A 3,021-nucleotide genomic window follows, 5' to 3' on the forward strand; every position below is an offset into this window, starting at 1 on the left:
GGCATTCGCGACGATTACGACTTTCTGATAATTGATTGTTCGCCTTCTCTAGGATTGATTACAATCAACTGCCTGACGGCTGCCGATTCGGTCATCATTCCGGTGCAGTGCGAGTACTTTGCTTTGGAAGGGCTGGGCAAACTGCTTAATACTATTACGATTATTCAATCGCGATTGAATACCAATCTCGCCATCGAAGGAATTCTGCTGACAATGTATGACTTGCGGCTGCGCCTTTCCAACCAGGTCGTCAATGAAGTTACGACGCATTTTCAGACAATGGTGTTCGATACCATCATTCCCCGTAACGTGCGTTTGAGCGAGTCCCCCAGCTATGGGGTACCTGTTTTGGCCCAGGATGCCGATAGTAAGGGAGCCGTCAGCTACCTGAATTTGGCGCGGGAGATTTTAACGAAGAATGGCTATTTGTCACAGGATCAGCCAGTGGGAGCGGTATAGCTAGAGACGTTGCCTTCGGGTTAACGGTCAACGGTTAACGGTTATGTGACGTTCTACGATTTCCATTACAAAAGGAAGCCAAAGAAAATCCGCGAACCGTTGACCATTAACCGTTAACCGTTAACCTAATTTTATTATGGAAAACTCGAGTAAAAATAAAAGAATGACCGGCCTGGGCCGTGGGCTAGGGGCATTATTGCAAGATTCCGACTCTGTGAATGCAAATAAACCATCGGGCCGGACACCTCCTTATGAGACAATCAGCTCGATGAACGAGATCGACGTAGATTTTATCGAGGCGAATCCGTACCAGCCGCGCTCCAACTTCGATCAGGAAGCATTGCAGGAACTGGCAGATTCGATCAAAGTGCAAGGCATCATTCAGCCGATTACTGTTCGGCAATTGGGTCGCGATAAGTACCAACTTATCTCGGGCGAAAGGCGGCTGCAAGCCTCAAAGTCGATTGGGATGCAGCGCATTCCTGCCTACATCCGCACCGCCAACGACCAGCAGATGCTGGAGATGGCCCTAATCGAGAACATTCAGCGCGAGAACCTGAATGCTATTGAAATAGCGCTCAGCTACCAGCGGTTGATTCATGAGTGCAATCTGAAGCAAGAGGAGTTGGGTGACCGCGTGGGGAAGAACCGTACGACGGTCAACAATTATATCCGACTGCTCAAACTACCACCAACCATCCAGGCAGCCCTCCGCGATAGTCAGATTAGTATGGGCCACGCCCGTGCCCTGATTACGATCGACGATCTGATGAGTCAGTTAAAAATATTTAAAAGAACTATTGAGGAGGGCTGGTCGGTGCGGAAAGTAGAGGAAGAAGTGCGTAGGTTGTCGCTCACGACTCCGACCGACGAAAACAATCGCCGCATCCAGACAATCAAACAGGAAATCAGATCGTTGCAATTTCGGCTTTCTTCCTACTTCGGTTCGAAGGTCAGCATCAAAAGCGACGACAATCATAAGGGCGAAATCAAGATTCCCTTCACATCGCAAGAGGAGTTGGATCGGATACTGGGTAGTTTGGATTTAGAGAAAAAGGCTTGAAAAAGGGAATTTTGATCGTGTTACTTCTGGTATCGTTTGGGTCTAAAGCCCAGGTGACTAGTCCGGACTCATTGCCGAAAGCGGAGGTAGTTAAGGCAGTGAAGGATACGCTTCTTCCAGTATTGGAGGAGGTAGTGCGGCCTGATGAACTTGCTGAACTTGAGAATGCCAGGGACAGTATTCCCGTCACAATCATCACTAAACCAGGCGGTCCAATACCCAAAAAATCCGCTATATATTCCCTCATCCTTCCCAGCCTGGGCCAAATCTACAACCGTGATTACTGGAAACTACCTTTCGTTTACGCGGGTCTGGGGGCAGCAGTGTACACCATTCATTGGAATACCTTGCGTTATAACGACTATCTAAAACCCTACCTTTCATCCGTCGACCCTGTGACAGGGGTCTCACTGGGTGACAAATTTCCTGTATATATCAGGGCTAGAGACGAAACTCTTGACCTGACAGTGGATCAGATCAAGCGCGGAAAAACTTTCTACCGACGCTACCGCGAGTACGGTTTTGTCATACTGGGTCTGGTTTATGCCCTTACCGCCGTTGAAGCCAACGTTGCCGCCCACCTGAAAAATTTTAACGCCAATATGAACGAGGATTTGACCCTGAGATTTGAACCCTCAAACGAACGAACCCTCTTTTCACAAGCAGCTCCCGGGGTTAAGCTAGTTTTAGCATTTTAAATTATTGTTAGATCGAGTGAATGATGGACTACTTATAGCTATTCACTCATTCACTCATCGCACCGGCGACCCGGTCACTCTTTCAAAAATGAACATTCTTCTAGTCGGTTACGGTAAAATGGGTAAAGCGATCGAGCAGATTGCCCTCGAACGTGGCCATACCATTGCCGGAAAAATCGACGTCAATAACCTGGGCGAAATGGAAGCCCTCCCCACGGAAGCTGTGGACGTCGCCATTGAGTTCAGTGCCCCCGAAGCAGCCTATACCAACATAAAAATGTGTTTGGAAAAAGGCTGGCCTGTGGTTAGCGGCACTACTGGCTGGCTGGATTATAGGAGCGAGATCGAAACACTCACGGGCGAAAAAGACGGCGCCTTTTTCTATGCTTCTAATTACAGCATTGGCGTCAATCTGTTTTTCCAATTGAACAGGACGCTGGCCCGACTGATGGAGGGTCAGGGTTACGACCTATCGATTACCGAAATCCACCATGTTCACAAGCTCGATGCCCCAAGCGGCACCGCCATCACTTTGGCCGAAGGGATTCAGGCCGAAAGGGAAGATGTGAAAGGATGGAGTCTCATGCCGGAAAAGAAAAAAAATTATATACCGATTGTTTCTAAAAGGGAAGGCGAGGTACCAGGTACCCATGTAGTGAATTATGATTCGGAAGTCGATACTATTCACATTTCACACGTTGCCCACAGTCGTAAGGGTTTCGCGTTGGGTGCCGTCATCTCCGCCGAGTGGTTGCAGAATAAAGAAGGCGTCTTCGGTATGGATGATATGCTGGAAAATTT

Annotated in this window: 4 protein-coding genes; all 4 read left to right on the forward strand. The window is 48.4% G+C overall.

Going from position 1 to position 3,021, the window contains the following annotated elements:
- Positions 1–459 (forward strand): ParA family protein (locus ACEW8P_RS07990; protein ID WP_373512565.1); only part of this gene is annotated, 459 nt, incomplete at its 5' end.
- A 136-nt stretch (positions 460–595) separates the two neighbouring features.
- Positions 596–1,522 carry a ParB/RepB/Spo0J family partition protein gene (locus tag ACEW8P_RS07995; RefSeq protein WP_373512566.1) on the forward strand — a complete coding sequence of 309 codons (927 nt, stop codon included), beginning with the start codon at positions 596–598 and terminating at the stop codon, positions 1,520–1,522.
- Positions 1,519–2,220, forward strand: a complete 702-nt coding sequence (locus ACEW8P_RS08000; protein WP_373512567.1) for a DUF5683 domain-containing protein — start codon at positions 1,519–1,521, stop codon at positions 2,218–2,220. The genes ACEW8P_RS07995 and ACEW8P_RS08000 overlap by 4 nt, the downstream gene beginning before the upstream one ends.
- Positions 2,221–2,308: 88 nt before the next feature.
- Positions 2,309–3,021, forward strand: a 713-nt coding sequence (gene dapB / locus ACEW8P_RS08005) for a 4-hydroxy-tetrahydrodipicolinate reductase (protein ID WP_373512568.1), incomplete at its 3' end; no start/stop codon positions are given.

The sequence above is a fragment of the Persicitalea sp. genome (genome assembly GCF_041751555.1).
Lineage (GTDB): Bacteria > Bacteroidota > Bacteroidia > Cytophagales > Spirosomataceae > Persicitalea.